Genomic DNA, 24,499 nt, shown 5'->3' with positions numbered 1-24,499 from the left:
GCGCGCGGGCCCCGGGCAGCCGGCCGGGTGCCGTCGGCCCGCGCGGGCACCGACCGGGCCTACTTGGTCCACTTCCACATGGCGGGGTGGAAGTTGGCGAGGGAGTCCTGGGCGAAGCCGCCGAGGCCGTCCTTGACCACGGAGATCTGGTAGTCGGGCTCCGGCAGCCAGATCACGGGGAGGTCCTTGGCGAGCGCGGCGCTGTACTTCTGCACCGCCTCGTTCGAGGAGGACGTGGTGGTCTCGGTGATCAGCTTGTCGACCTCGGCGTTGGAGTAGTTGCCGAAGTTGGAGCCGCCGCCGGTGGCGAACAGCGAGTCACCGCTCGGGTAGGCGGGGAAGTACCAGCTGCCCGCGGTGCCGAAGAAGGACAGCTGCCACTTGCAGCTCGACTCGTCGGCCGTGCACTGGCCGGACTGCGACAGGACGGAGTTGACCGGGGCGGTCTTGATGCCGAACTTGATGCCGGTCTTCGCGAACGACGACTGCAGCGCGCTCATCATGTTGTCGGTCACGGTCGAGCCGGACTGGGACAGCACCTGCATCTCGAACTTGGTGCCCTTGTCGACGCCCGCGCCGCACTGGTTGTCGCCGGTGCCGGGGCTGTTGCACACCATGGTGCCGCCCTGTTCGGTCCAACCGTGGTCGGTGAGCAGCTTCTTCGCCTTGGCCGTGTCGAACGGGTACGGGTTGGTCTTCTGCTCCGGGGAGACGAAGGACGAGTCCTGGCCCTGCGGGATCGGGCCGTAGGTGGAGACGGCGGTGCCGTTGAAGACCACCTTGGAGAGGGTGGCCTGGTCCACCGACATCTGGATCGCCTGGCGGGCGTACAGCTGCTTGAACACCGGGCCCATGGCGGGGTTGTTGAAGTTGTACGGCATGTAGGTGATCGCCCAGCCGGTCCACGGCTTCACCGAGTAGCCCTTGGCCTTGAAGGAGGACTCCTGGCTCAGGTCGGTGGCGTTGATGTAGCCGTAGTCGACGGTGCCGGCGCGGAGGGCGTTCTCCTCGGCGTCGGTCGTGGTGAACGGCAGCAGGTTGACGTTCTTGATGTTGGCCTTGCCGCCGCCGTCGTACTTCGCGTTGGCGGTCAGCTCGACCTTGCCCGCGGTGGAGAACGACTTGATGGTGTACGGGCCGCTGACCGTCTTCCACAGCGGGTCGGTCGCGTAGCCGGAGATCTTCTTGGCGGCGTTGTTGAGGTACGTCCAGACCTTCTTGGCGCCGGCGGCAGTGCGGTCCAGGTCGGAGACGGCGCCGGAGTCGCTGGTCTTGTCCCAGACGTGCCGCGGCATCGTGCGGATCATGCTCAGCTCGTTGGCGAGCATCCACTCCTGGTTGTACGCCTTGTCGAAGGTGATCGTGAAGTGCGTGTCGTCAATCGTCTTGAAGGAGGTCCAGTTGTCCGGTGCCTTGCCCGGGCTGTAGCTTGCCCAGTCCGCCTTGTTGGCCTTGACCAGGTTGAACCAGAACTCCACGTCGCGCGAGGTGATCTGCTTGCCGTCGCTCCAGTGACGATCGCCGAGGGTGATCGTCACGCTCTTGCTGTCCGCGGCGAACTTCGCGTCGGTGGCCAGCGAGTTGTCCTTGTTCCAGCCGACCTTGCCGGTGGAGCCGTCGTACGCGATCAGCGGCTCCCAGACGGCCTGGGATATGGAGGAGTTGTTGGTGTTCAGGTGCGATGCGGTGCCGACCGGGAGGATCCAGTTCGGCGTGAAGTTCGCCGGGAGGGCGTAGTTGATGGTGTCCGACGACGCCGAGCCGGAGGACGACGAGGTACCGCCGCCGGAACAGCCGGTGAGCAGCGCGCCGGTGGTGACGGCGGCACCCGCGACGAGGGCCCAGCGGCGGCCGGCCGCCGTGTGAGCAAGGAACATGGCTCTCCTCAGAGTGAAAGGACCCGTCCCGGGAGACCGGGTCGGCGCCGCGGGGTCGGCGCTGTGTACGCCCGACAGTCAACGACGGACGCGCCGAACAAACAAACAAGAATTAGTAAAAAGTAAGTTTCTGCAGTCTCGACAAAAGTCACATCCATCCACTCCAGGCGCCTCAGACGGTGTCTATGCGTCAATTTGAGGCGATTTCGCTTGCATCGACACTCTCCACTTTCTTCATGGAGCTGTTCCCCGCCCGCCTGGACGGGCGTACTGTCTCCGTCACACCCACCGTTGCGGAAGTTACTTCGTACATGACTGAAATAAGTGCACGGGACCGCAAGACCACCAAGGGCGTGTCCCCGAAGGGCACGGCCACCCTCGCCACGCGGGTCCTCGAACTCGTGGCCTCGGGCCAGGCGTCGTCCCGCGCCGAACTCGCGGAAATCCTCGGCACGGCCGCCTCCACCATCTCCCTCACCGTGGCTCAGTTGGTCGAGCGCGGGCTCATCGCCGAGGAGGGCACCCAGTCCTCCACCGGCGGCCGCCCCCGCAGGGTCCTCAGGGCGGGCAGCAACGACGAGTACGCCGTCGCCGCCGACGTCGGCGGCCGCCATGCCCGGATCGGTGTGGTGCTCCCGGGCGGCGGTGTCCGTGACGTCGCCAACGTCCCGTTCGAGGTCGCCGACGGTCCCGAGGCCGCCCTGCCGAGGCTCGTCGAGCACCTGGAGTCCCTCGCCGGGCAGCGTGGACGCGATCGGCTCCGGGGCGTCGGGCTCTCACTGCCCGGGCCGGTGGACGTCGCCTCCGGCGCCGTCGTCCTGCCGTCCCGGATGCTCGGCTGGAACCGCTTCCCGGTCGCCGCTTGGCTGGAGGAGCACTTCGGGGTCCCGGCTGCCGTCGACAACGACGCCAACTGCATGGCGGTCGGCGAGCAGAGCGTCAGGCCCGCCGAGCACCAGCAGTCGATCATGGTGAAGATCGGCTCGGCAATCGGTGCCGGCGTCATCGCCGACGGTCGCCTCTACCGGGGCGCCACCGGAGCCGCCGGCGACATCACCCACATCCGCATCGACGGCGGCGCCGACATCCCCTGCTCGTGCGGCAACACCGGCTGCCTGGAGACGGTGGCGTCCGGCGCCGCGCTCGTCCGCATCCTGCGCGAACGCGGTCTCGACGTCGCCAGCCCCGAGGACGTGGTACGGCTCGCCACCGACGCCGACCCGGAAGCCACCCGCGCCGTCCGCAGGGCAGGCGACCACCTCGGCCAGGTGCTCGCCGCCAACGTCAACTTCTTCAACCCGGACGCCGTCTACCTCGGCGGCATCCTCTCCACCCTCGAACCGTTCGTCGCCGCGGTGCGCAGCAAGCTCTACGAGAGCTGCCACCCGCTGGTGACCCAACACCTCACCATCGAGCGGGCCAGTCTCGGCGCCGACGCCGGCCTGGTCGGCGCCGGACTCTTCGCCCTGCAGCGCGCCCTGACCCACGCCCTCGGCGACATCGGCCGCGCCACCCCCGGCGCCGACCGGCAGCACACCGCCGCGGGCCGCGGAGGGATCTGACGCCGCTGCAAAAAGCCTGACAGTCGCGGAAATTACTCCGCGCGCACGGCGGCGTACTCGCCCGGGAACCGCGGCCCGTACCCCGGCTCCCGGGCGATCCCCCGGTCCCGGCCCCCGAGCCCTGAACCCATGGGCCTGTCCAGGGGCCATTCCCGAAGTCCCCGCACCCGCCCAGATATCGAAGTCCGCGGCACGCCCCCTCGTGGCGGGCCGCGGAACGAGCCTCACGCACCACACCCCGCCCGAGGAGCCATGTCGCACACCCGCACCCCCGCCGCCCGCCCGGTCATCGCCGTCGCCGGGCTCGGCATCGAGTCCTCCACCTTCTCCCCGGCCCGCACCGAAGCCCCCGCCTTCCACCCCTCGCGCGGCGCCGAGATCTTCGACCGGTACCCCTTCCTCGCCCCTGGCGAGGAACTGCGTGAGGCCGCCGAATGGCATGGCGCTCTGGTCGGCAAGTCGCTGCCCGGCGGCACCGTCACCGCCACCGCCTGGACCGCGCTCACCGACGAGCTCATCGAACGCCTCGCCGCGCTGCCCCGGTTGGACGGTCTCTGGTACGACATCCACGGCGCCATGACCGTGGAGGGGATCGACGACGCCGAGGCCGTGCTGCTGGAGCGGATCCGCGCCACCGTCGGCCCCGACGTGATCATCTCCACCTCGATGGACCTGCACGGCAACGTCTCCCGTGAACTCACCCACCGCAGCGACCTGATCACCTGCTACCGGATGGCCCCGCACGAGGACCACATGGAGACCAAGGAGCGTGCCGTCCGCAACCTGGTGGACCTGCTGGCGTCCGGCGCCCCCCGCCCGGTCAAGGCGTGGGTCCCGGTCCCGGTGCTGCTGGCCGGCGAGCAGACCTCCACCCGGATCGAACCCGCGAAGAGCGTGTACGCGGCGGTCGACGAGGTCGAGGCCGCCGACGGCGTGACGGACGCCGCCATCTGGGTCGGCTACGCCTGGGCCGACGAACCCCGCAACCGCGCCGTCGTGGTCGTCACCGGCGACGACACGGCGGCGGTCTCGGCCGGGGCCGAACGACTCGCCCGGGGCTTCTGGAACGCCCGCCACGACTTCGACTTCGTCGCCCCGACCGGCACCTACGACGAACTCCTCGACGAGGCCCTCGCCTCCGACCAGCGGCCGTACTTCATCAGCGACACCGGCGACAACCCCACCGCGGGCGGCGCCGGTGACGTCACCTGGGGCCTGACCCGGCTGCTGGAGCGCCCCGAGTTCCAGAAGGAGGACGGGCCGACCGTCATCTACGCCTCGGTACCCGGCCCCGCCGCGATCGAGACCGCCGTCGCCGCCGGGGTCGGCGCCACCGTCACCGTCAGCGCCGGCGCCGAGGTCGACGACCGGCACGCCGGCCCCGTCACCCTCACCGGCGTGGTCCACGCGATCCGGCACGGCGACCGGGACGCCGGGACCGAGGTCGTCATCCGGGTCGGCAGCGTGTACGCGATCCTCACCGGGCTGCGCAAGCCGTACCACCACGAGCACGACTTCACCGACCTCGACCTCGACCCGCGCTCCGCCGACATCGTGATCGTCAAGATCGGCTACCTGGAGCCCGAGCTGTTCGACATGTCGGTCGGCTGGAAGATGGCCCTCACTCCCGGCGGTGTCGACCAGGACCTGGTACGCCTCGGTCACCGCCGCATCCGCCGCCCGATGTTCCCCTTCGACCGCGACATGGCCGACCCGGACCTGACAGCCCGTGTCATCCCGGCCTCCGACCAGCCGCTCACCGGGGACGACGAATGACCGACCACACCACCCGGCCCCTCGGCCCGCCCCGGGCCGGCGGCGCGGGCCGGGCCCCGGCACCGGTGGCGGCCGACGACGTTCCCGGGCTCGGGCGGACCGGCCCAGCCGGACCGGTCCGCCGGCCCGCACTGGAGATCGCCGTCACATCACCGGCCGGTGCCCGTGTCGCCCTCGACCACGGAGCCGATCGCGTCGAGCTCTGCACCGGCCTGGAACTGGGCGGTCTGACCCCGTCGGCCGCCCTCGTCGAGGCGGTCGCCGCCGTAGGCCTGCCGGTGCAGGTCCTGGTCCGCTGCCGACCGGGCGACTTCGTCCACGACGCCGAGGAGATCGCCCTGATGGTCGCCGAGGTGCGGTCCGTGATCGCCTCCGGCGCCTCCGGCGTGGTCGTCGGCGCGCTCACCGCCGACGGCGGCCTCGACACCGACGCCGTCACCCGCCTCGCCGCAGCGGCTCATGACGCGGGCCGCCCCGTCGAGGTGACCCTGCACCGCGCGATCGACCTGTCCGCGGACCCCGTCGCCACCGCCGCGCTGTTGCCCGCCCTGGGGCTCACCCGGGTGCTCACCTCCGGCGGCGCCCCGGCCGCCGGAGAGGGACTCGCCGCGCTCGCCGCCATGGTCGAGGCCGCGCCCGGCGTACAGGTGATGGCGGGCGGCGGGGTGCGCCCTGCCGACATCCCGGCCCTGACCGCCGCCGGTGTCGCCGGCGTCCACCTCTCCGCGAAGCGCCGCGCCGAACCCCGGCGCGGGGGTGCGTGGATCCCGCTCGGCGCCTCCAGCGCCTCCGCCGAGCAGGACACGTACTTCGTCACCGACCCAGCGGTGGTCGCCGAGGCCAGGAGAATGCTGGAATCGCGGGCAACCGGCTGACCGGCCGTGCGCTCCCTGCCGGAGCGCGCCGCCCCGGGAGTCCGCGGTTCGCGCGGGACCGCGGACTCTCGGGGCGGGAGGGTGTACCGGAACCGATCACCGAAGCGGGGGAGATCAGCAATCCGGTACTGAGAACGCGGTGCTGCGCCGTCAGATCGCCGGCCCGGTCCGCTACGAGTCTGCGGACCGATTCTGGCTCGCCGCCCTCTCCGGCCTGATACCCCGCCGCCGCCGGCACGAAATCTTCCAGGTCACGCCGGGGACACTGCTGGCCTGGCATCGCAGGTTCATATCGGCGAAGTGGGACTACAGCGCCCGACGCGCCCGTACCGGACGCCCACCGACCAAGGCGGCGCTCAAGAAGCAGGTCCTGCAGCTCGCGCGCGAGAAGGCAACAGATGCGAGAGATCGCTGAGAGTCTTGGCGATATCGCACAGCGCATCCACGCAGCTGGCGCTGGCAAGAAAGGCCCACTCTACGAGGCCTTAGGCATCACAGTCAGTGACGAAAACGTAACGAGGACCGCGACCGTAAGGTCGAAGCCCTCATCCGCGTATCGTCAGCGGTTGTGTCCGAGGGGGGATTCGACCGCTGACGATACGGTCGTCGTGGCGCAAGGACACCTCAGGGTGCAAGGTCCGCAGGGTGCTCCCAGCATCTCCTCGTGAAAGACCGAGCCGGAACCGGTGTAGACGGCCAACGTCCGCCAGCTATCGGGCTGTCGGAACCCGCGCAACCGCGTCAATACCATCGCGGTCCGGCTCGGGCAGGTCTTCCGCGAGCCGCGGCTACTGAGGGACGGCCCGGGTCGGCGGGCGACCCCTGCGTCCGCCGACCCGGGCCGTGCAGGACCACACCACCGGCCGATGGGTGTCGGGGCACACCCCTGGGCAGCCTCGGCGTGGAACCGGTCGGCCCCGCCCCGCCGGAGGCCACCCAGGAGCGCCCCGTGGTCGTGCACGATGGCTGGGCCGGCGGCTTCGACCGGTCGCACCTACCGGGCCGCGGGCCTGCGGATGCGCGCCGTCCGCAACGAACTCGCCGCCCGCCAGGCCTGCGGGCCGCGGGAACGCATGTCAGCCGCCCATCGGGCGAACTCTCACTGTCCGGCCCAGCGCTTGATCGTGGCAGTGGCCTCGTCCCGCTGGTCGGCGGGCAGAGCGGAGATACGGGCGCCGTGGTTGGAGCCGGGAACGATGTACTTGTACGAGTCGTGGGAACTCGGCTCGAACTGCTCGGCGCTCCACGGGTCGTTCTGCCCGTAGACGAACATCATGCGCTCGGAGTCGCTCCGCACCCACTTGTCGACGTCGGAGATGGCCTTGCCGTTGTAACTGGTGCGCATGTCGGCAGGCAGCACCGAGTTGGGCTGGTAGATGTCCGGGTAGTGGCGGACGCCCTTGAGGTGCTTGAACTTCAGGCCAGCCCAGCCCAGTTGAGCGGCGGCCTGCCGGTAGTACGGGCCTGAGCCGTTGGCGCCGAGTGAGCTGTCCTCGTAGACGGACAGGCCGTGGCCGAGCGACCAGGTGTAGAGGTCGTCGTCGGACACGGTCTCGGCGTCGGGCACGGTCGGGCAGTCGGCGGCGGTGCCAGACTGCCAGAAGTTCCAAACCTGGTCCAGGACGGCGAACTCATAGGCACGATCGGTGGTGCCAAGGGTGTTGGTGAAGGTGTAGCCCTTCTCCTTCGCCGTCGCCTCGAACTTTAGCAGCAGGGCGTCGCGGCGTTCGAGCATCGCACGCTGGACCGCGTTCAGCGCATCACGGCACTCCTTGGTGCCGACGGTCTCGAAGAACCGCTCGTAGCCTTTGTCATCATTGTTGTTGGCGTCGTTGGGAGCGACATAGGCGATGACCGCGTCAACGTCCTCGGGGTAGTAGCGGCGGTGGTACGTCTGCGTCATGCCGCCCTTGCTGCCGCCGGTGCTGAGCCACTTGGAACTCTTGTCGTACAGCGGGCGGATCGCCTCGACGATGGCGTGCTCGTCGCTCGCCTCCTGCCAGACGGTCATCTTCGACCAGTCGACGTCGGCCGGGCGGGAGGGACCGAAGAAGCGGTGCTCGACGCTGAGTTGGTTGGCGTCGAGGATGGTGGTGGGCTCACGGGTGGCGCTGGAGAGGCCGTATCCACCGGTGTAGAAGACAACCGGCTTGGTCACCGACTTGTGCCAGAGGCTGAATCGCTGCCGGAAGGTGCCGAGTTCGGGCTTGCTGTGGTCGATCGGCTGCGTGATGGTGAGCGAGTAGAGCGGGTAGCCCTCCTTGTCGGTGACGTCCGTGACGGTCACGCCGGGTATCGCGCGCAACTGGTCCGCGAAGGACGCCTCGGCAGTGGCGGCCGTCTCCGCAACGGCGGGGGCCGCGGTCGTGGCGAGGACGCCCGCGGTGAGGGCGGCGGACAGCAGCAGGGTCGGAATGGTGCGGGTACGCACTCTGGCCTCCGGTGTCTCTGGGCAGCGCGGGGGGTCCGGCTGACCTTGCCTCACCACGTGTCCCTTGAGTAATCCCAAACGGTCATAACACCATGCTGTTATGGAAAGTTAGGGTTCATCCGTGCAACTCGAAATACGACACCTTCGGGCGCTCAGCACCATCGCCGGACACGGCAGCGTCACCCGGGCCGCAGCGGCGCTGGGCGTCTCACAGCCTGCCCTCAGCGCCCAACTCCGGCGTATCGAGAGACTTTTGGGCGGAGAGGTGTTCACGCGGGGACGGCACGGGGTGAGGCTGACGCCGTTCGGCGAGTTCGTGATGTCACGCACGCGTGCGGCTCTCGGCAACATCGACGACCTGCTGGACCGCGCCCCCGGACGGGCCGGGCCGCAGTCGGTGGTGCGCTTCGGCGCATACGAGAGCCCGGTGGCGCTGGAGGTCGTGGAGCGGGTGGCGACGCTGCTGCCCGGGGCCCGCACCGAGATCCAGGTCGCCTACTACACCGGGCTGCTGCTCGACTGTATCGCCACCGGCCGGCTCGACGGCGCGCTGCTCACCGACTACCCAGGCTTCGAGCTGCGCCCGCAGCCAGCCGTACGGTACGCCGAGGTGGCCACGGAGCCCGTCCATGTGGCACTGCCCGCCGGGCATCCGGCGGCCGCCCGGGAGGAGGTGCGGCTGGCGGATCTCGCCGACGAGGATTGGGCGCTGTCGCCTTCGGACGGCACCGGCTGGCCCGAGCACCTGCTGGACGAGTGCGAACGCGCGGGCTTCCGTCCGCGCGTTCGCTACCGGCTGGAGCAGACCAGCATGCGTACGGAGCTGGTTGCGGCCGGGCGCGCGGTCTCCGCCTGCCAGGCCTCGTACAGGGGCGGCGAGGGCATTGCGGTGCGGCCCATCGCCGGCGGATCCGTGCGAATGCGGTTGCTGCTGGCATGGCACCGCGACAGCGCGCTGGCACCCCGCGCCCCGGTGCTGGTGGAGGCCGTGCGGGAAGTGCACCGGCGGGCGACGCAGCCGTCGGGAACGGCCGCGCGGGGCTGAGCCGGTCGGCCGTGAGCGTCACCGGGTCGGTGAGGCCGCTTTGAGTGAAATCGCCCGTAGTACAAAACTGGCTCGCCGTCGCTGACCTCAAGCGATGTGCCTGATCAGCGGTCCGGCATGATCGGTCGTCGTTTTGCGGTACAGCACCCGCCGGTCGAGCGACTGCTCACCAGGGTGCGGCCGGGCGTATCGGCGTGCTCGCCACCGACTTCTTCACGTGGACACCATCGGACTCCAGCGGCTGTATGCCCTCTTCGTGATGGAAGTGCGCACCCGCACCGTGCACATTCTCGGCGTCACCGCCCACCCCACCGCCGCCTGGGCCACCCAGCAAGCCCGCCAACTGGTTTGGCGCCTCGGCGACCGAGCAACCGACTTCATCCACCTGATCCGGGACCGCGACACGAAGTTCACCGCCGCCTTCGACGCCGTCTTCGCCCCGCCAGCTTGACGCAGGAGCTGGGTCGATTGGCATGTCGGTCTACATGCCGCGCTCTGGGCCGTGACTGACTTTTGTGGGCTCACCGGGCCGCCGGTTCCGGCGCCGCCGACGCGCAGTTGCAGCTGACCACGCCCGTTATGACCAAGGGGCCTCAGCGGGAACTGCTGCTGCGCTGGTTGCCTGCCGCCGGGGTCTGCAGCCCCCCAGCAGTGTGAGAGCTGTCGGTCAGCTCAGCCGCGCGTCGGCGTAGACGGCCATCGCGTCGCACTGGTAGATGGCCAGTCCGTCGGCGATCCTGTCGAAGTTGGTACGGAACTGAGGGTCGTCGACGTAGGTCTGGCCCAGTCCCTTGTACGCGGCCGCGCACGGGGTCCAGAACCGGCACACGCCCTGGTAGTGGGCGTCCACCTCGGTCTGCACCGCAGGATCGGCGACGGGTGTGCCGGCCACCATGAACTCCGCCATGCGGATCATCTGCGCCGTCGCCTCACGCTGCCACTGCTCCATACCCTCGGCCGTCATCCCCGCGATGGCTTGTTGGGACTGCTCCCACTGCTCCGGCCACCGCTCGCGTGCCTCCGCCTCGTGGCGGCCGGGCTCGAACCCCTCGAACAGGTTCTCCGGCCTGTTGATCTTTGCCATGTCGCTGTTGTCCTTGCCTTCCTCCAGTTCGGCGATGGTGCGGCCGACCGTGCGGGCGAGCGTCTCCAGCCGGTCGCATTCCGCAAGCAGTCGTCGGTGGTGCTCGCGGAGCGCGGCCAGCTGATCTACCTGACTGTCCAGGACCGCCTGGATCTCCCGCAGCCCCAGGCCCAGCTCCCGCATCAGCAGGATCTGCTGCAGCCGCAGCAGATCGGCCTCCTCGTAGTAGCGGTGCCCGTTGCTCCCGATCCACGCCGGCGGCAGCAGGCCGATCTCGTCGTAGTGCCGCAGCGTCCGGGACGTCACCCCGGACACCCGGCCCACATCAGCAATCGACCAGGCCATTGCCCCGCCTCCCATCGCCGGGCCGGTCTCTCCGGCCACACCGAAGACGGTAGAAGTTGACGTAGCGGAAACCGCAAGCCGGAACCCGCACCGGGTCGAAGAACCACGGCTGCGGCCGTCCGAAGGCTCGACCCGCCGGACCTGACTGGGAACGGCTTCTCAGATCCAGTCCTTGCGCTTGAAGGTCAGGTAGAGCACCACGGATACGACCGCCATGACGCCGGCGGACGTGAGGAAGCCGATATGGGTGTTGATGCCCGGGTAGGGCACGTTCTGCCCGTAGAAGCCTGTGACGGCGGTGGGCACGGCGATGATCGACGCCCAGCTGGTGACCTTCTTCATGATCAGGTTCATACGGTTGCCTTGAACGGTCAGATTGGTCTCCATGATCGAGGTGATCATGTCCCGTAGCGACTCGGTCCACTCGGTGGCCCTGAGGACGTGGTCGTAGACATCCTGGTAGTAGGGGAGCAGCGGCTCGGCGACGATATGCAGGTCGCGCCGGAGAAGACTGTTGACGACTTCCCGCATCGGCAACACCACGCGACGCAGTTTGGTCAGCTTCTTGCGCAGCGCGTAGGAATCACGCTGAACGGAGTCCGTCTGCGCGCGCCCCTCTTCGAAGAGCACGTCCTCGACCGCTTCGATGCGGTCGTCCAGGTCCTGGACGGCGGCGAAATGCCCGTCGACGATGTGGTCCAGCAGTCCGTGCAGGAGGAACCCCACCCCGTACTTGGCGAGATCGCTGTTGTTGTCCCAGCGTTCGACGACCTCCTGGATGTCGAAGCGGTCGTCGGGCCGGATGGTGATCAATGCCGTGGGTGTGATGAACACCGACAACTCGATCGCCGTCAGTTGCCCGCTGCTCTCATCCGTGCCGACGGCGTAGGCGCTGAGGAAGGCGTGGGTGCGGTAACGGTCCAGCTTGGGTCGCTGGTGATCGTGACGTGCGTCCTCCACCGCGAGTTCATGCAGCCCGAACTCTTCGCTGATCATGTCGAAGTCGGCGGAACACGGGTCGCACAGATCGAGCCAGACTGCCGCGTCGGCATCATTCACGTACTGGGAGATATCGGAGGTCGGGAAGTCCTCCAGGATCAGGTTTCCATTGCGGTAGAGCCGTGTTCGCGTCATGGCGCGGCACTGTAAGGCCCCGGGGTAAGAAGTTCTCACCCCGGCGCTGGTCAGCGAGGCCGACTTCATCAGCGTCCAACACCTGCGCACCCGCCGGGAGACGGCACCCGGGCGCGTATACCTGCTGGCAGGGCTATTGCGCTGTGGCGTCTGCGGTCGGCGCATGGAATCTCACTGGACCCACCATCGTCCCGGCTACCGGTGCCGCCACGGCCACACCAGCGCCACCCGCCCTGAACCAGGCCGCACCCCCAACGCCTACGTGCGCGAAGACCATGTTCTGCCGCACCTGCCCGCCCTACCGCTCCGCCTCACCGGGCACGTGGAATCCCACGGGCCGGCTTCCGTGAGCAGGGAGTGGGCGCTGCCCACCCCCACCCAGGCGATCTCCTACCTCCGCAGCCAAGAGATCCCTCTGACCTACGGCCCCGCGACCAGGACCCTGACCGCGGACACACCCCAAACAGAAGGGATCACCATCAGCTGACCAAAGCCCCAGCTGGGCTCCTCTCATGAAACCCATCTGACCCTCCGTCAACACCTTCCGCATCTCGGGGGAAGCTCAGGCTACGGCTGTGCCTGACCAAGCCGTCGCGATACGGCTACGTCGGGCTGCCCCTGTCGCGGCTGCCGCAGGTTCACCCGCACGCCAGCACGCTTCTGGCGGCACCAGCGGAAGTCCGCAACCCCCAGGGGTGGGACAGGGTCGAAAGGACGTCGTACGCTGCCACTGCACGGCCCACGGGGACCCGGCTGCGGCCGGTGATCGAGCGCATCGGAGGCGATTGCCCTGCTCACATTGGATCTGCACCCGATCTTCCGCAACAACCGCGACATCGACGTCGCGCTGCGCCAGACCCTGTTCAAGGCCGCCGCTACTGGGGTCGACGTCGTGCAGATCATCCCAGGGAAGGGGAGGGGCCAGCTCAAGAAGCGGGTGCTGGCCCTGCTGGCGCAGAAGCACATCAAGAAGCTCTACGTCCGCGTGGAGACCGACGCGACCAACGCCGGCCGGGTCCTGGTCCACCTTCGATGACCCCGCCGGCGGACGCGACGGGCACCGTGCGTTGGTGGAAACCTGCGCCTGCCGAGAATGTCATCCATGCAGCTCAGGGGCTTGTTCAGTGCTGCGGCAGGATGAGCACTCGTGTTGCTTCGTCTCTGCGGGTGCAGATACATCATCCACTCAGGTGGATGCCTTGATCGACTGACCCCTCAGGCCCTGCTCGACGACAACTCCGATGTCTTCACGTGCACAGCCGCGGACGGCACCATGCTCTCGCGCTGCTGCGCCTGACCTACCTCGCTGCGACCAACACCCTGTCGCTCCTGCGCCTGCTGCCGGTGAGCGACCGCGACAAAAACAACGAGATCCTCGTCCTGCGGCACCAACTGCTTGTACTGCAACGCCAGGTTGGCAAGCCCGCCTTCACCGATACCGAGCCCGGCGCCCTCGCCGGGCTGCTCCACCATCTACCGTTGGGCAAGCTGCGGCACTGCGGGTGCCGATAAATCATCCGGCCAGGTCACGAGCTTGATCACCAACCATGGGTCGTCCGCGGCCTCGCCGCCCGCGGTCGATCCGGCCCAGCCGCTGGTGAGCGCCGTAGGGTTAGCGGCCGATCTTGTCGAGCTCGGCGAGATCGTCGTCGGACAGCGGGAGTCCCGCGCCGGCGGCGTTCTCGCGCAGGTGTGCCACCGATGAGGTGCCGGGGATCAGCAGGATGTTCGGCGACCGCTGCAGGAGCCAGGCCAGGGCGACCGACATGGGCGTCGCGTCCAACCGGGTGGCTACGGCCGTGAGTGCCGAGGACTGCAGCGGGCTGAAGCCGCCGAGAGGGAAGAAGGGCACGTAGGCGATGCCCTGCTCTGCGAGCTCGTCGATCAGGTCGTCGTCGTGGCGGTGGGCGAGGTTGTACATGTTCTGCACGCACACGATCGACGCGATCGAGCGTGCCTCGGCGACCTGTTCCGCCGTCGCGTTGCTCACGCCGAGGTGCCGGATGAGGCCCTGCCGCTGGAGGTCGACGAGCGCCCCGAACGCCTCCACGAGCGAACCGGGCACGGGGCCCCGGGCGTCGCCGAGCCGGAGGTTGACCACGTCCAGCGTGTCGAGGCCGAGGATCTCCAGGTTCTCGGTGACGGCCCGGCACAGCTCTTCAGGCTTGCGTGCCGGGGGCCAGCCTCCCTCCTCGTCGCGGGTCGCCCCGACCTTGGTCACGATGTGCAGCGAGTCGGAGTACGGGTGCAGCGCTTCGCGGATCAGCTGGTTGGTGATGTGTGGCCCGTAGGCGTCGGCGGTGTCGATGTGGGTGATGCCGAGACCGACGGCCTCGCGGAGAACGGCGAGTGCGCCCTCGCGGTCGGCAGGCGGACCCATGACCCAGGGGCCGGCGAGCTGCATGGCGCCGTAGCCGAACCGGGTGACGGTCAGGTCGCCCAGGGTCCAGGTGCCGCCGGGAAGCGAGGCGGAGAGGGTGCCCATGGTGTGCCTTTCGTGTTGAGCCAGGGGATGGTGCCTGACGGCGCCTTGCACCACTATTGGTGCGTAGCTTCTTGTCGGGAAGTAGGCACTTCGAAGTGCGTAAGGCACCCACGGGTGAGAGGAATGGTCCATGGCGACGATGACGGCAGCCCAGCAAAGGGCACAGGCCAAGGTGGAGTACGACGCCTTCGTGGCGGCCTGCCCCAGCCGCAAGCTGCTCGACCGGATCTCGGACAAGTGGGTCACGCTGATCCTGGCCGCGCTCGGCAGCGACAGCGCGCATCAGCCCGGCGCCGACTGCGCCGGCGGGCCCCGGGTGATGCGCTACTCGGAGCTGCAGCGCCTGCTGGCCGGCGTCAGCCAGAAGATGCTCACCCAGACGCTGCGCTCCCTGGAGCGCGACGGCCTGGTGTCCCGCACTGTGGTGCCGACCGTGCCGGTCACGGTCTCCTACGAGCTGACCGATCTCGGCCTGTCGCTGTACGAGATGATGCGGGGCCTCAAGGCCTGGGCCGAGACGCACATGGACGATGTGCTTGCCAACCGCGAGACCTACGACACCCGCGTCGCCTGAACCACACCAGGGTTGCTCATCAGCGCCGAACGGTCTGCGCGTAAGAGGCCGGTCAGATGGACGGGGCTCAAGGACGTCGCTTGGGGCGGTCGTCCCAGCGGTGGGTGGTCCAGGCTCGGCGGATCAGGCTACGGACGGTGATGATCGTGTCTGCGAGGTCGAAGAAGGCGCTGGCGACGGTCGCACCACGCTCGTAGCAGCGGGCAAGGCGGTGGAAGGCGTTCTGCCAGGCGTGGGTGCGCTCGACGTGCCACCGCTCGCTGGCCTGGATCGGCGCCTTCTCGCCCTTGTGCGCGATGCGGCCGTACAGGTTGCGGGCGGCGAGTTCGGTGCGGGTCTTGTCCGAGTCGTAGCCGGCGTCCAGTTGCACGGTGCTGTCGTCCCGCAGCAAAGGCCCGCAAAGCGCGAGCCCACGCCCACGGCCGGCAGGAACGCGCCGGAAAGCACGGCGCACGCCCCTACGCCCTGCGCGGACGGGTCCGATGCAGCCTCTGCAGGCGCAAGATGCAGCCCGCCACCATCCGCAACCACGTCTACTACCGCTGCGAATTCAAGGACCAGGAACAAGCCCTCTACCCCGACCTCACCCACCCGCGCACCGTCAACCTGCGCGAAGACATTCTGTGCGGGGCGCTGGACCAGTGGACTGGTTCCGTGCAGTCGTCGCAGGGGACGAGGAGATCATCCATGGCCTGACGAGTGGCGACGAAGCTTGGAGCGTGGCACCGGAAGTACCGGCCGTCGACGTGCTTGACGGATACCGGCAGGAGGCAGAGCTCGCCGACGCTGTCATCACCACCACCCCCGCTGACGCCAGCCTGGCCTGGTGGGCCCATGACCTGTTCGGCGAACCGCATCTGCACACCCTGCGCGACGTCCTGCTGCACGTCATCACCGAGACTGCATGCCACGCCGGCCACCTCGATGCGGCCCGAGAGCTCATCGACGGCCGCCGCTGGCTGGTCCTGACCTAGCACTGCGGTCCGGCTTCGCGATCTCGGGTCGGTGCTGTGTGCGAAACCCAAACGGCCACCGCGTGATCATCAAGGGTCGTGTGAACTCTGGAACAAGCGGCTGAGGGCCGCTCTGCCACTGGTCAAGCGGGCGATACGGCTCCTTGCAACGGACACCGACTTCTGGTTCGACAACCACTGGATCATCGAATCCATCCCGATCGAGTGCGGACGCTCGCGGCCCACGGTGAAACGGTCGGGCCTGGCTGGCTCGGCCGGATACGGGTACTGCGCCAGCCACTCCTGGTTCTTCTGAGGCTTGCGGCTGTACCTGGTGTACACCCCGGCCGGGATGCCGATCCTGTGGGCTCTGGCGAACCCGAAGCTCGACGAGCGCGAGGTGTTGACGGCGATGCTGGACCGCGAGCCGGACGCGGTCACCGGTCGGCCTGGCCTGCTGCTGATCGCGGACATGGGCTTCGCCTCCAAGGAGTTCGAGGCCGATCCGGCCTTGCGCGGGGCAGAGCTGCTGCGGCCGTCGTTCAAGCGGGAGAAACGCCGCAAGGGCGAGTCCCTGCTGAAGTCGGTGCGGCAGTTGATCGAGTCGGTCAACGACACCCTCAAGGGCCAGCTCTACGTGGAACAGCCTGGCGGCCGGACCTTCGAGGGCGTCGCCGTCCGCTCTCTCAGCGCGTCCTCGCGCTGGCCGCGGCGATCTGGCACAACCACAAGACCGGACAGCAAGTCTTGCGATCCCTGATCGCCTACGGCCACTGCTCACATCGGAATGACTCGTCCAGACCCAGGGCGTAGACCCAGATCGTTCATGCCTCGGCCTCGTCAGGCCTCGGCCATGTCGAGGTCCGGGGGCGCGACGCGGAATCCGCGCGTCATCGCCACCAGGCAGACGAGGCCGACACCCAGCCAGCAGAGGCCGATCACGAAGGCCTGTTCGGAGAGGCTCGTCCAGAGCCACACGCTCAGGGCGAGTCCGATCACCGGAGCCACCAGGTAGCGGAGGATCGGTCCGACACCGCGCCGCTTCCCGTCGATGACGTAGTGCTTGACGGTGGCGATGTTGACGAGGGAGAAGGCCGTCAGCGCGCCGAAGTTGATGAGCGAGGAGGCGAGGGTCAGGTCCACGAAGAGCGACACCAGGCCGATGGCGCTCACCACGAGGGTCGCGTACACCGGGGTGCGCCACACCGGGTGCAGATAGCCGAAGACCCTGCGCGGCAGCACGCCGTCGCGGCCCATCGAGAACAGCACGCGGGACACCGTGGCCTGCTGGGCCAGTACGGCGCCGAAGCAGCCCGCGACGAACGCCGCGGTGAAGAACGACTCGAAGAGCTTGCCGCCGACCGCGCGGACGACGTCGAGGGAGGCGGCGTCGACGCTCGTGTAGTCCTGCCAGTGCGGGAAGGCCAGGCTGGACACCAGGGAGACCGCGATGAACAGCAGCCCGCCGAGGAGCGTCACCAGCAGGATGGCGCGCGGGATGGTGCGCCGCGCGTTCCGGGTCTCCTCGGCCAGAGACGCCACCGAGTCGAAGCCGAGGAAGGAGTAGCAGAGGATCGCGGCACCGGCGAGGGCGGTTGCGGTGCCCGGGCCCCGGCCGGCCAGCGCGTCCCACAGGGAGGGGATCTGCTGGCCTCGGGCGGTCCTCACGGCGAGCACTGCGAACAGCACCAGGAAGACGGTCTGGGCGAGCACGATCGCCGAGCTGACCTTGGACAGCATCGTGATCCCGACCATGTTCAGGGCAGTCACCAGCGCGATGGCCCCGGCGATCCAGACGCCCTGCGGGACGGCGGGGAAGGACTGGTGCAGGTATACGCCGATGACCAGGTAGGCCATCATCGGCAGCAGCACGTAGTCGAGCAGGATGGTCCAGCCGCCGAGGAAGCCGACGTGACCGCCGAGGGTCCGACGTGTGTAGGTGTACGCGCCGCCGGTGGCCGAGTACACACCGGCCATGGCCGCGTAGCTGGCCGCCGTGAAGAGCATCGCGACGAGCGTGATCCAGTACGACGTGACGACGTGGCCCTCGGTCATGGTGTTCACGACGCCATATGTCGTGAACGACGCGAGCGGCATCATGTAGGCCAGGCCGAACATGACGGCGGCGGGTAGTCCGAGGACCTTGCGCAGGCCCTCGGCGGCCGGGGCCGGGGCCTGGGCGGAGGTGGGGGCGGAGGTGGTCGATGGGGTCATGGTCATGGGTTCCTGGTCTGGAAAGCGGTGCGGGGGTCAGGCGGACCGGTGTGGGTCAGGCCTGGGCCACGTACTGGGGCTGGGTCCGGGTCCGGGCGGGGACCGTACGGTCGGTACGGTCGGTGGGGTCGCGCAGGAGGTCGGCGTAGTCGACGCGCAGGCGGGGAGTCGCGCAGGGGTTGCCCTCGCTCAGGTGGAGCGCACGCTGTTCGAGGTCCATGACCACCGACATGACGGTGGTCCACCGCGACGCCGGGGCGGAGCGTTCGTCGGGGTGGCAGCAGATGGAACTCGGTGCGTCGGTGTGGTCGCGCAGCGCCGCGTCCAGGGCGTCGAGCGTCACCGGCTCCGGGCCGGGGCCGGGGACCAGATCGCGGATCCGGCCGAGCCGCACATAGCTGTCGGGCATCGCCCGCACGGCCAGGTCGTGGCCGTGGATGGCGGGGAGGGCGGACAGGAAGTGGTTGGTGTGGGTGAGCACGCCGTTCTCGGCCACGACCGGCAGTACCCCCTCGGGGCCGCCGGGCAGGCACTCGATGTCGAGAATGGCCCCGCCCGCCGCGCCGACCAGGTAGTTGCCGGAGGAGGCCCGTCGGTGCTCCGCGAGGATCCCGACCGCGTCGTGGACGTGCCGGCAGTCGGCGAGCGCGCGGATCAGCACATGGAAGGGAATGCCGGGCGAGCCGTCGTCACGGGAGCTGATCAGGGTGTTGAGCGCGATGCCGACCCCGTGGGCGTTGAGGGTGGTCTTCGCCAGGAGCCCGGCCTCGACGAGGGTGACGAAGTTCGGTCCGTCCTCGCGCTCCACCTCCAGCACCACCACGGAGTCGACGCCGTGCACCAGCCAGTCCCAGTTCTGTGCGACCAGGGTGACGCCGTCCGCGGTGCGGTGCGGAGCCAACGCGAAGGAGGTGCACTCCCCGGGGCCTCTGCCGGCCGGGGCCTCGGCCCGCCCGTGGGCCGCGTCGGCCGGGGCGGGCCCGTCCGTCTGCGCCCACCACAGGATCTCCGTGCGGCAGTTGATCGTGAAGATGTCCTCGAAGGGCAGACCGGCGCCCTCGGCGATGCCCGCCATCTCCTCGACCAGCTCGGGGTACGCCGTCGTGACCGCCGGAAGGTGGCGCCGGGCGAAGGCGACGGCCTCGGGCCAGGACAGGCCCTGCTCGGCGAAGGAGCGCTCGTACCCGTCCCGGGCGGAGTGGACCTGAGGCCGGGCCCGTGCCCCGTACTGCACGCCGCGCTCCCGCGCGGTGCCGCGGACACGGATCCGCGGAAAGGCAGGTGCGGGGGTGTCGTGCATGGGGATTCCTTCGGTCGCGGGTTCGCCGACGTGGTCGCTCGGGCTGGGCGGCGGATGGTCAGGCGCGGGCGAGGCGGGCGGTCTCATGGGCGGTGCCGAACCAGGCACCTTCCTCGGCGAGTTGAGTCAGGACCGTGTCGAGCATGGCCAGCCGCGAGGGGCGTCCGATGATCATCGGGTGCATCGTGAGCATGACGTGGCCGCCCAATGCCGCGATACCGGAGATCTCCGGACGCCAAACGTCGAGGACCTCGCGCGGGGAGCGGATGGTCTTGTTCCAGGTGTCGTTGGCGAACCAGAAGTGCGGGGCGTCGTCGAGGATCCAGGAGACGGGCACCTCGACGAGGTCGTGGGCTGCGTGCCGGTAGGGAACGATGTGGTCGAGCAGGTTCGAGCTGTACTCGAAACCGTGCTCCACCAGGAGGTCCAGGGTGTTGGCGCTGAAGTCCCAGGACGGGGAGCGGTAGCCCGTCACCGTCGCGCCCGTGGAGCGCAGGATCGCCAGCCCCTCGCGCAGCTCCCGGCGCTCCTCGGCGGCGGACAGCTCCGTCGGCGAGGTGTGGGTGAGTCCGTGGTGTGCGACCTCGTGCCCGGCGGCCAGGATCGCCCGGATCGACTCGGGGTGGCGTTCGGCGTCCCGGCCGCAGCAGAAGAACGTCGCGGTGATCGAGTGCCGGTCGAGCAGTTCCAGAAGGAGCGGCACGGCCACCCTGGGACCGTACGCGCCCTGGGACAGCACTCCGGGGCGGTCGGCGTTCCGGGGGTTCTCGCCGATCCACACCTCCTCGGCGTCGAAGTCGAAGCTGATCGTGGCTCCGAACCGGTGCCCCTCGGGCCAGGTGAACATAAGCGCTCTCCTCGATGCGACTGATCGATGCGGCTGACGACGCTGCCGACGCTGAGACGGCAGTTTCACGCCACCTGCCGGGAACGACATGCGTCATTTGACGTATGCTCCGGCGATGACTGCGAGCCCTGTGCCCGGCAGGCCGGGCCAAGGTCTGCGGGGGCACGATCCGTCGGGTGCCGCCCCGTCCGGTCCCGGCGAGTTCACCGCCGACCACCTCGGCCGGACCGTGGTCCTGCGCGGCGCGGTGCCGCCCGAGCGGCTGGTGCTGTACGCGCGGGGGTTCCTGCTGCTCAACCGGCCCGAGGTGCAGTTCGTCTACCGGGCCGACGGGCTCTGGCTGGATGTGCGGATGGAACGGCACCGGGCGCGGGGGGACCAGCAGGACCACGCCCTGGTGAGCACGGGTGAGGTGCGTTCGGCACGGGGCCTGACCCGGCGCGAGATCGACGTGCTCACGCTCGTCGCGGTCGGGTTGACCAACACCGAGGCCGCTGAGCGGCTCGGCACCCGGCCCCGCACCGTCTCGACCCAGGTGGAGCGACTGCTGCAGAAGCTGGGTCAGCGCAGCCGCGCGGGTCTGGCGGCACTGGCGGTGGACAGCAATCTGCTGGCGCTGCCGATGCCGGGCGGGGTCGAGGACGTGGCACAGGTGGCCGTGGTCGGGGTCGAGAGGTTCGCCACGATGTTCCGCACGGACCCCGAACGCATGTGGGCCCCGGCGCCGGCGTCCGCCCGGAAGCCGATTCTGCTGGGGAGCCTGGTGTCGCTCTCCGGCAGCGCCGCCGAAGACGGTGAGGAGCATCTGCGCGGGACGGCGCTCGCGGTGGAGGAGATCAACGCGGCCGGCGGGATCGGCGGGCGCAGGGTCGAGCATGTCGTGGAGGACTGCGACATCGACGATCCCGACGCCGTGCGGACGGCGATGAACCGGCTGGTCGCGGCCGAGGTGGACGCGGTCACCAGCAACTACTTGAGCGCGGAGAACCCGTTCCTGCTGGAGATGGCCGCCGACTACGGCAGGCCGTTCCTGCACCTCGACACCTTCGAGCGGCACGCGGAGTTGGTGCGGTCGGATCCGCTGCGCTACTGGATGGTGTTCCAGACGTGCCCGTCGGAGAAGTACTACGCGTCGGCGTTCGTGCGGTTCGTCCGCGGGCTGGAGCACCACCGCTCGTACTCCGCGCGCAGCCGGACGGTCGCCGTGGTCGAGATGGACAGCCCGAGCGCGCGCATCGCGGACAGCGGCCTGGGTGAGTCACTGGCGTCGGTCGGCTGGTCGGTGGCGCTGCGGTCGACGGTCCCGGTCCGCCGGGTCGACTGGGGGCGGGTGGTCGAGCAGATCACGGGCGCGTCTCCCGATCTGGTACTGGTGGCGCACTTCGTTCCGGACGAGATCGCGGTGCTGCACCGGCTGCTGCACGAGTCCGGTTTCCCGGGCCTTGTGCACTACGTCTACGCCGCGTCGCTACCCCGCTTCAGGAACCTGCTGGGGCCGCTGGCCGACGGCGCGGTGTGGAGTTCGACGACCTCGCGGACGGACTCGGTGACGGCGACACGGTTCCAGCGCAACTACCTGCTGCGGTACGGCGTCGAGCCGGGGCCCACACAGGCCAGTGCGGCTTTCGACCAGGTGCAGTTGCTCGCCTGGGCCTGGGCCCGCAACGGCGGGACGGTGCCCGCGGGGACGTGCCGGGCGCTGCGCGAGGACGTCCACCGCGGGCTCAACGGCATCTACAGCTTCGCCGACGGCGGGCAGTCCCCGCTGAGCTTCCCGGACGGCACCTCGGATCCGACGCTGGGGCAGCCCCTGATCACGTCGCAGATCCAGAACGGGCGCTCGGTGGTGCTGAGCCCGCCGGACTTCGGCTCGATGAGCCGGCTGCACCTGCCGTCCGGCTGAGCCGTCCCCCGGGCGGCCCTGGGACCCGGGGCGTACGAGAACGTATGAGGACGTACGAGACAGGACGTCGAAGGGGATGCGCAAGGGTTCGGCGCACCGCCACGAGGCCGTCGACCTGGTTGCCGGCCCGAGCGACCGGCGGCCGGACTCTGCTCGCCCAGAACATGGACCTGCCGGCCTTCATGGACGGCTCCCAGGCCGTACTGCGCGTCCTCGCATCCGGGGTACCGGAGGCACCGCGCGCCTGTTCGCCCCCACTCCGCTCGCCATGCGTCCCACCGAGCGGCGGTCGAGCGAGACCTTCGCGTCGGTCCTCTACTCGCTGGCCGACGAGCCGGCCGCGGCCTTCTGCCTGGGCGCGCCCGGACGGGCCGAGTGGGAGCGGATCCCGTTCGCCGACCGAGGCGAGTAACTTCTGCGCAATCAGTCTTGCGTGACCCATTGTACTACGCGAATCACAGCATTAGCTTGGCGCACTGAGCGACAGCGTGGCACTCCTCGTGCATCCGCTGCGCAATGCGAGTACCCCTCTTCGCGCCGGGAACGGCTCAATCAAGGAGATCTGGTGCCATGAGCGCTCATGACGGAAACGTCGCCGACCACGCCTATGAGAAGACCTTGCGATGGTGGGACGGCTTCACGATCAGCCTCTCCATCCCCGCCGCCCTGTTCGTCGGCATGGGGTACGCCATCGGTTCCGTCGGCGCCTGGACCGCACTGGCGCTGCTGGGAGGGGTCGCGGTCATCGCCTGTCTGCAGAACTTCATCTACTCCGAGATGGCCAGCATGTTCCACAACAAGGTGGGCGGCATCTCGATGTATGCGCACCAGGGCTGGCGCACCCGCTCGACGCTGGTCGGCCCGCTCGCCACCTACGGGTACTGGTTCGCCTGGTCGAGCTCGCTCGCCATCTACGGCCTGCAGATCGGCAGACTGGTGCAGGCCGAGTGGTTCCCGCACCAGACGTGGACGTTCTCGACGGGGCTCGCCGACATCGGCTTCCCGCACATCGTCGCGCTGGGCGTGCTCGTGCTCGGCTGGCTGCTCAACGTGCTCGGTATGCGGCCAGCGATGTGGATCATGTACGCCACCGGCGCGCTGGTGCTCATCCCCATCGTCGTCTTCACCTTCGTGCCGCTGTTCTCCGGCGACTGGTCGCTGAGCAACATGCACTGGGACCTGGCGGCGAGCGGGGCGCCGGGGTGGCGTACGGCCATCGCCTGGATGTTCGTGCTCGCCTGGTCCGTCTACGGGATCGAGGCCGTGGCGTCGTTCGTCCCCGAGTTCCGCGACACCGTCCGCGACAGCCGGATCGCGCTGCGCCTCGCGGGCATCTTCGTCGTCGCCGTCTACCTCCTGGTGCCCTTCGGCGTCGGCGGCATGGTGGACCAGGCGAAGGTCGCCGCGGACCCCGTCTCCTTCTACCTCGACGCCTTCCAGCGGCTCTTCCCCGGCGGCGACGTCATCATGACGATCTGCCTCATCGCCGGCCTGATGCTGCTCATGGTCATGACCACCGCCGACGGTGGCCGCGTGCTGCACGGCAGCGCCCTCGAAGGGCTCACCATCAAGCAGCTCGGCGAGCTGAACCGCCACAAGGTGCCGGGCCGGGCGATGTCGCTGGACCTCGTCGTCAACGTCATCCTGATCCTCTTCGTCGGCGAGGCCCTCGCCGTCATCGTCGCCGGCATCCTCGGCTACATCCTCTGCCATGTGCTGTCGCTCACCGGGTTCCTCAACCTGCGGCGCGACGAGCCGAACGCCGCGCGGCCCATCAAGCTGGGCAGGCAGTGGGTCTATGTGGCCGCCGTGCTGGCCATCGTGGACGCGGTGCTGCTGGTGGTGGGCGCCCTCAGTGCCAGCATCACCGGCTACGGGAGCACCAAGGAGCTGGTGATCGGCGTCATCGTCCTGTCGGTCTCGGTGGTCCTGTTCACCTACCGCCGTGTCGTCCAGGACGGCCAGAAGTTCGTCTGGCGCGAGCCGGCGGCGGCCGTGGAGCGGGGACTCACCGAGGAGCACCCCGTGGCCAAGTCGGCGTAAGCACGGACCTCGGCGGCGGAGTCCGTGCGGGGCCGGGAAGCAAAGGGGCGC

General features: G+C 69.2%; 21 protein-coding genes and 4 pseudogenes. 15 read left to right on the top strand and 10 right to left on the bottom strand.

From position 1 onward, the window contains the following. Positions 1-59 precede the first annotated feature (59 nt). Positions 60-1,877 carry a peptide ABC transporter substrate-binding protein gene (locus ACWEK3_RS20880; RefSeq protein ID WP_453250298.1) on the bottom strand — a complete coding sequence of 606 codons (1,818 nt, stop codon included), beginning with the start codon at positions 1,875-1,877 and terminating at the stop codon, positions 60-62. Positions 1,878-2,188: 311 nt separating this feature from the next. Between ACWEK3_RS20880 and ACWEK3_RS20875 the strand changes: the two genes are divergently transcribed. The 4 genes and pseudogenes from ACWEK3_RS20875 to ACWEK3_RS20860 form a co-directional block, all read left to right on the top strand. Beyond that, positions 2,189-3,439, top strand: a complete 1,251-nt coding sequence (locus tag ACWEK3_RS20875) for an ROK family protein (protein WP_453250297.1) — start codon at positions 2,189-2,191, stop codon at positions 3,437-3,439. A gap of 252 nt (positions 3,440-3,691) precedes the next feature. Continuing rightward, the gene (locus ACWEK3_RS20870; RefSeq protein WP_453250296.1) at positions 3,692-5,215 is read left to right on the top strand and encodes a M81 family metallopeptidase; all 1,524 of its coding nucleotides are present in this window, start codon (positions 3,692-3,694) and stop codon (positions 5,213-5,215) included. Next, positions 5,212-6,090, top strand: a complete 879-nt coding sequence (locus tag ACWEK3_RS20865) for a copper homeostasis protein CutC (protein ID WP_453250295.1) — start codon at positions 5,212-5,214, stop codon at positions 6,088-6,090. The genes ACWEK3_RS20870 and ACWEK3_RS20865 overlap by 4 nt, the downstream gene beginning before the upstream one ends. 139 nt (positions 6,091-6,229) lie before the next feature. Continuing rightward, positions 6,230-6,478: pseudogene (locus ACWEK3_RS20860) on the top strand (integrase core domain-containing protein); the annotation flags it as partial. Positions 6,479-7,189: 711 nt separating this feature from the next. Here ACWEK3_RS20860 and ACWEK3_RS20855 read toward each other — a convergent pair. Beyond that, positions 7,190-8,521: a S28 family serine protease gene (locus ACWEK3_RS20855; RefSeq protein ID WP_453250294.1), complete on the bottom strand. Its 1,332-nt coding sequence runs from the start codon at positions 8,519-8,521 to the stop codon at positions 7,190-7,192. A 121-nt stretch (positions 8,522-8,642) separates the two neighbouring features. Between ACWEK3_RS20855 and ACWEK3_RS20850 the strand changes: the two genes are divergently transcribed. Both ACWEK3_RS20850 and ACWEK3_RS20845 read left to right on the top strand, forming a co-directional pair. After that, entirely contained in the window at positions 8,643-9,566 is a 924-nt protein-coding gene (locus tag ACWEK3_RS20850; RefSeq protein ID WP_450540128.1) for a LysR family transcriptional regulator, read from the top strand. 211 nt (positions 9,567-9,777) lie between these two features. After that, positions 9,778-10,005: pseudogene (locus ACWEK3_RS20845) on the top strand (integrase core domain-containing protein); the annotation flags it as partial. Between the two features lie 228 nt (positions 10,006-10,233). Here the strand turns inward: ACWEK3_RS20845 and ACWEK3_RS20840 are convergent. Beyond that, entirely contained in the window at positions 10,234-10,995 is a 762-nt protein-coding gene (locus ACWEK3_RS20840) for a MerR family transcriptional regulator (RefSeq protein ID WP_453250325.1), read from the bottom strand. 159 nt (positions 10,996-11,154) lie between these two features. Next, positions 11,155-12,129, bottom strand: coding sequence for a magnesium transporter CorA family protein (locus ACWEK3_RS20835; protein WP_453250293.1), 975 nt, complete (start codon positions 12,127-12,129; stop codon positions 11,155-11,157). Positions 12,130-12,292: 163 nt separating this feature from the next. Between ACWEK3_RS20835 and ACWEK3_RS20830 the strand changes: the two genes are divergently transcribed. After that, positions 12,293-12,616 (top strand): hypothetical protein, encoded by a 324-nt coding sequence (locus tag ACWEK3_RS20830; RefSeq protein WP_453250292.1) that lies wholly within the window; start codon positions 12,293-12,295, stop codon positions 12,614-12,616. Between the two features lie 312 nt (positions 12,617-12,928). Further along, positions 12,929-13,165 (top strand): Smr/MutS family protein, encoded by a 237-nt coding sequence (locus ACWEK3_RS20825; RefSeq protein WP_376544925.1) that lies wholly within the window; start codon positions 12,929-12,931, stop codon positions 13,163-13,165. A 179-nt stretch (positions 13,166-13,344) separates the two neighbouring features. On the opposite strand, the gene ACWEK3_RS20820 is transcribed toward ACWEK3_RS20825, so the two are convergent. Together ACWEK3_RS20820 and ACWEK3_RS20815 are read right to left on the bottom strand one after the other, a co-directional pair. Beyond that, positions 13,345-13,602: a hypothetical protein gene (locus ACWEK3_RS20820; RefSeq protein ID WP_453250291.1), complete on the bottom strand. Its 258-nt coding sequence runs from the start codon at positions 13,600-13,602 to the stop codon at positions 13,345-13,347. 139 nt (positions 13,603-13,741) lie between these two features. Further along, on the bottom strand, positions 13,742-14,614 hold the full coding sequence (locus ACWEK3_RS20815) for an aldo/keto reductase family oxidoreductase (protein ID WP_453250290.1): 873 nt from the start codon (positions 14,612-14,614) through the stop codon (positions 13,742-13,744). A gap of 130 nt (positions 14,615-14,744) precedes the next feature. Between ACWEK3_RS20815 and ACWEK3_RS20810 the strand changes: the two genes are divergently transcribed. Beyond that, on the top strand, positions 14,745-15,188 hold the full coding sequence (locus ACWEK3_RS20810) for a winged helix-turn-helix transcriptional regulator (protein WP_306092228.1): 444 nt from the start codon (positions 14,745-14,747) through the stop codon (positions 15,186-15,188). Between the two features lie 67 nt (positions 15,189-15,255). On the opposite strand, the pseudogene ACWEK3_RS20805 reads toward ACWEK3_RS20810, so the two are convergent. Beyond that, positions 15,256-15,666: pseudogene (locus ACWEK3_RS20805) on the bottom strand (transposase); the annotation flags it as partial. Between the two features lie 26 nt (positions 15,667-15,692). Here ACWEK3_RS20805 and ACWEK3_RS20800 point away from each other — a divergent pair. The 3 genes and pseudogenes from ACWEK3_RS20800 to ACWEK3_RS20790 form a co-directional block, all read left to right on the top strand. Continuing rightward, positions 15,693-15,884: a hypothetical protein gene (locus ACWEK3_RS20800; protein ID WP_450540136.1), complete on the top strand. Its 192-nt coding sequence runs from the start codon at positions 15,693-15,695 to the stop codon at positions 15,882-15,884. Further along, positions 15,812-16,162, top strand: a complete 351-nt coding sequence (locus ACWEK3_RS20795; protein WP_453250289.1) for a mycothiol transferase — start codon at positions 15,812-15,814, stop codon at positions 16,160-16,162. Before ACWEK3_RS20800 ends, ACWEK3_RS20795 begins: the two co-directional genes overlap by 73 nt. An 88-nt stretch (positions 16,163-16,250) precedes the next feature. After that, a pseudogene (locus ACWEK3_RS20790) lies at positions 16,251-16,954 on the top strand (IS982 family transposase); the annotation flags it as partial. A gap of 27 nt (positions 16,955-16,981) precedes the next feature. On the opposite strand, the gene ACWEK3_RS20785 reads toward ACWEK3_RS20790, so the two are convergent. Genes ACWEK3_RS20785 through ACWEK3_RS20775 form a run of 3 tightly spaced genes read right to left on the bottom strand, consistent with a single transcriptional unit; the run spans position 16,982 to position 20,502 of the window. Beyond that, the gene (locus tag ACWEK3_RS20785; RefSeq protein ID WP_453250288.1) at positions 16,982-18,355 is read right to left on the bottom strand and encodes an APC family permease; all 1,374 of its coding nucleotides are present in this window, start codon (positions 18,353-18,355) and stop codon (positions 16,982-16,984) included. Positions 18,356-18,410: 55 nt separating this feature from the next. Beyond that, positions 18,411-19,655 carry a C45 family autoproteolytic acyltransferase/hydolase gene (locus ACWEK3_RS20780; RefSeq protein ID WP_453250287.1) on the bottom strand — a complete coding sequence of 415 codons (1,245 nt, stop codon included), beginning with the start codon at positions 19,653-19,655 and terminating at the stop codon, positions 18,411-18,413. Positions 19,656-19,713: 58 nt separating this feature from the next. After that, positions 19,714-20,502 (bottom strand): polysaccharide deacetylase family protein, encoded by a 789-nt coding sequence (locus ACWEK3_RS20775; protein WP_450540142.1) that lies wholly within the window; start codon positions 20,500-20,502, stop codon positions 19,714-19,716. 115 nt (positions 20,503-20,617) lie between these two features. Here ACWEK3_RS20775 and ACWEK3_RS20770 point away from each other — a divergent pair, with 115 nt between their 5' ends. The 3 genes from ACWEK3_RS20770 to ACWEK3_RS20760 all read left to right on the top strand — a co-directional run bounded on the left by ACWEK3_RS20770 (position 20,618) and on the right by ACWEK3_RS20760 (position 24,448). Then, positions 20,618-22,405 carry an ABC transporter substrate-binding protein gene (locus ACWEK3_RS20770; RefSeq protein WP_453250286.1) on the top strand — a complete coding sequence of 596 codons (1,788 nt, stop codon included), beginning with the start codon at positions 20,618-20,620 and terminating at the stop codon, positions 22,403-22,405. Between the two features lie 268 nt (positions 22,406-22,673). Continuing rightward, positions 22,674-22,817, top strand: a complete 144-nt coding sequence (locus tag ACWEK3_RS20765) for a hypothetical protein (protein WP_450540146.1) — start codon at positions 22,674-22,676, stop codon at positions 22,815-22,817. Positions 22,818-22,975: 158 nt separating this feature from the next. After that, positions 22,976-24,448 carry an APC family permease gene (locus tag ACWEK3_RS20760; RefSeq protein ID WP_453250285.1) on the top strand — a complete coding sequence of 491 codons (1,473 nt, stop codon included), beginning with the start codon at positions 22,976-22,978 and terminating at the stop codon, positions 24,446-24,448. Positions 24,449-24,499: the final 51 nt, after the last annotated feature.

This window comes from Streptomyces sp. NPDC004721, assembly GCF_053601495.1.
Note: the sequence above shows the minus strand (reverse complement) of the source record. Positions and strands in the feature narration are given on the sequence as shown.